Here is a 3,274-nt window from a genome sequence, read left to right as displayed (position 1 = left end):
GAAACCCCCGCCCGAAAGGCGGGGGTTTTTGCATTTGCGCGTCGGAAATGCAGTGGTGCGTATCTCGATCGCATTCCCCGTTCAACATCGGCAATCCGCGTGCATTTCGCCGCGATCTGCCGAGCGCGCTCCCGTCGATATCCCGCCATTTCCTGCCTGTTGCGACAGCTGATGAAGAAACTCGTGCCGCTTCTGTTTTGCTTCTCGTTGCTGGGATGCGCCGCCCAGCAACAACAGGAATCGGGCTGTGTTCGAGCACCGTTCCATGCCAAATTCCAGGACGCGGATGGCGATGCCGGCCCGTTCGCCAACATGAAGTTCTCGCTGATTCGCGCTTCCGACGGCGTCGTGGTCTACCAGGGGACAACCGACGAGCATGGGCGTGCCGATTGGGCCGATGCATGTCGAGGCGAACAGTACAGGCTCCGCCAAGACGGACTTCTGGGCGAATGGCGCAAACGGAGTCTATCGTCGCCGATATCTGGCTCAATATTCATTTTCTTCGTCGAATCGCACGCGCCGGCCATCGCCGCGCCGGTTCGAGTCTATGCGCATAAAGTAATTTCCACTCCACTTGCGCCCAAAGCGAAGCACCGGCGCTTCGCGGTAATATCGCCACTCGCCCCGGCCGCGCGCATGTGAGTGGCCGGCGTCTCCCGCCTCTCCACCGACTGCATCGTTCATGACAGCCCGCTCTGCCCAAGGTGATCGGACGACCGACTTCTTGCCGTATCTCGTCGCCGCGACCTTCTTCATGGAGTACCTCGACACGACCGTAATCGCGACTGCGCTGCCACAGATGGCGAACTCGTTCGGCGTCGGGCCGAACGCGCTGAGCCTCGGTATGACGGCCTACATGCTCGCGCTCGCGGTGTTTATCCCGATCAGCGGCTGGATCGCAGACCGATACGGCTCGCGCACGGTGTTCGGCAGCGCGATCGTCATCTTTACCGGTGCGTCCGTACTGTGCGGGCTGTCCAATGGCGTGGTGGCGTTCACGGCCGCGCGGCTGCTGCAGGGCGTCGGCGGGGCGATGATGGTGCCGGTCGGGCGAATGATCGTCGTGCGCAGTACGGAGAAGGCGAAGCTGATGCGAGCGATCGCGACGATCACGTGGCCCGGCATCGTTGCGCCGGTCGTCGGGCCGCCGATCGGCGGTTTCATCACGACCTATGCATCGTGGCGTTGGATCTTCCTGCTGAACGTGCCGTTCGGCATCGCCGCACTGGTCTGCACGTGGCTGCTCGTCCGCAACACGCGCGCCGACGAGCAACGGCCGCTCGACTGGGTCGGCTTTGTGCTCGCGGGCGGTGCGTTGACGTGTCTGTTGATCGGCACCGAAACGGCCGGCCAGCAGGATGCGCAGTTTGCCCGTGCGGGCCTGCTCGTGGGCGCCAGCATGCTGTTCGGCATCGCCGCCTGGTTGCATGCGCGACGGTGCGAACACCCGCTGCTCGACTTCACGACGCTGAAGGTGCCGACGTTCTCGGTCACGGTGATCACCGGCTCGGTCACGCGCATGGCGATCAATGCTGTGCCGTACCTGCTGCCGCTGCTGTTCCAGATCGGCTTCGGACTGTCGCCGTTCCAGTCGGGCCTGTTGCTGCTCGCCAGTGCGCTCGGCAACCTCGGCATGAAGGCAGGCACGTCGTGGATACTCGACCGCTTCGGCTTCCGGCGCGTCGCGCTCGTCGACGTGACGATCGTCGGCTTCTTCACGATCGCGTGTGGCTGGCTGACCGCGTCGACGCCGCTGGCGATCACGCTGCTTGTGGTGTTCGTCTACGGACTGACGCGGTCGATGCAGTTCACGACGCTTGCGACATTGGCCTATGCGGATATCCCGGCCCAGCAGACGAGTGCCGCCAGCACGCTGTGGAGCGCGGCACAACAGATGACGATCGGGATGGGTATCGCGTTCGGCGCGTTGTCGCTGCGGGTGGCGGCGTTGGCGCGCGGCGACGCAACGGGCGTTCACTACGTGCTCGACGATTTCCGCTGGGCATTCATCGCGGCGGGCGTACTCGCGTTGCTGACGTTGCCGGGTTATGCACGGCTGGCGGCCAACGCGGGCGATCGGCTGCGAGCGGGCATGGCGCGCGGGTAAGTCGGCTCGTCGCTCACATTTGCGCGGCGGTCGGTGCGGGTTTTAGTTTTCGCTCGCTCACCTACGGGCGAGGTGCGATTCGGCCGATATGCGACTTTCGCGACGATGCCGGTGTGATGCGGGAACTTCTGCGCATTTCCTGCACTAATCTGCCGCCGAGCCGCCGACTTGCCGAACTGCCGAACCGCATCGCATCTCCCCATGCGAGGTGATAGAAGTCACTGCGCGTCGTGAAAGATGATGCCGACCGTATGACGATGACCGGCCCGGATGCGGCTCACGCCGTGGCGCAGGTTGACGCGATAGACGCCGCGCGTGCCCTGCACCGGTCTGCCGTGGACCGCGAAAATCACCGCGTCGCCCTGTGTCAGCGGCACCACTTCCGCGCGCGATTGCATGCGCGGCCGCTGTTCCGTCAGAACGAACTCCCCGCCCGTGAAATCGCGCCCCGGCGCCGACAGCAGGATGGCGACCTGGAGCGGGAACACGTGCTCGCCATAGAGATCCTGATGGAGGCAGTTGTAGTCGTCCGGGCCGTATTGCAGGATCAGCGGGGTCGGCCGTGTCTGTCCCGCCGCGTGGCAACGATCGAGGAAGCTCGCATGGTCGTCGGGATACCGGGTGTCGATGCCGAGCGCCTAGTTCCAGCGATTTGCGATCGGCGTGAGGTGCGGATAGATCGTTGCACGCAACTCGGCAATGAGCGGAGGCAGCGGATAGGCGAAATACTTGTATTCGCCGCGCCCGAAGCCATGTCGCGCCATGACGACGCGCGATCGGTAAAGCCCGTCATCCGGATACCGCGACGCAAGCGCATCGCATTCGTGCGCTGACAGCAGGCCCGGCACGCGTGCACATCCATGGTGGTCCAGTTCGGCAGCGACGGCTGCCCAGTCGAGCGCGTCCATCCGTTGTGCGATGTCGGCGGATTCGACCGCGGGCTGCGGAGCGGCATGAGACACCGACTGGCTTCGCTGTGCGGCAGGCGGCATGAAAAGAGGCAGCGAAGCGGTGTCCGGTGGCGTTGCGCGCATGATGGGATCCACGATGAGAGTCGATGGCCCCAGTCTAATGTCGCACGAATGCCGATGCGCTCCAGATCTTGCGCTTCAATTCGGATGGACGGGGAAGCGCGCGTGGCGCGAAGAAGCCAGGTGGTGCGACACC

2 protein-coding genes and 1 pseudogene are annotated in these 3,274 nt (G+C 64.4%); 2 read left to right on the top strand and 1 reads right to left on the bottom strand.

Features of this window, described 5'->3' with window-relative positions:
• Positions 1-642: hypothetical protein (locus JYJ84_RS32180; RefSeq protein ID WP_205189963.1), on the top strand; the 642-nt coding region annotated here is incomplete at its 5' end.
• 40 nt (positions 643-682) lie between these two features.
• Positions 683-2,107, top strand: a complete 1,425-nt coding sequence (locus JYJ84_RS32175) for a DHA2 family efflux MFS transporter permease subunit (protein ID WP_122948054.1) — start codon at positions 683-685, stop codon at positions 2,105-2,107.
• A 218-nt stretch (positions 2,108-2,325) separates the two neighbouring features.
• Here the strand turns inward: JYJ84_RS32175 and JYJ84_RS32170 are convergent.
• Positions 2,326-3,099: pseudogene (locus JYJ84_RS32170) on the bottom strand (2OG-Fe(II) oxygenase).
• Between the last annotated feature and the right edge of the window lie 175 nt (positions 3,100-3,274).

Origin of the sequence: Burkholderia sp. LMG 13014 (genome assembly GCF_905232215.1) — a bacterium.
GTDB lineage: Bacteria > Pseudomonadota > Gammaproteobacteria > Burkholderiales > Burkholderiaceae > Burkholderia.
This window is presented reverse-complemented; position numbering and strand designations above follow the sequence as displayed.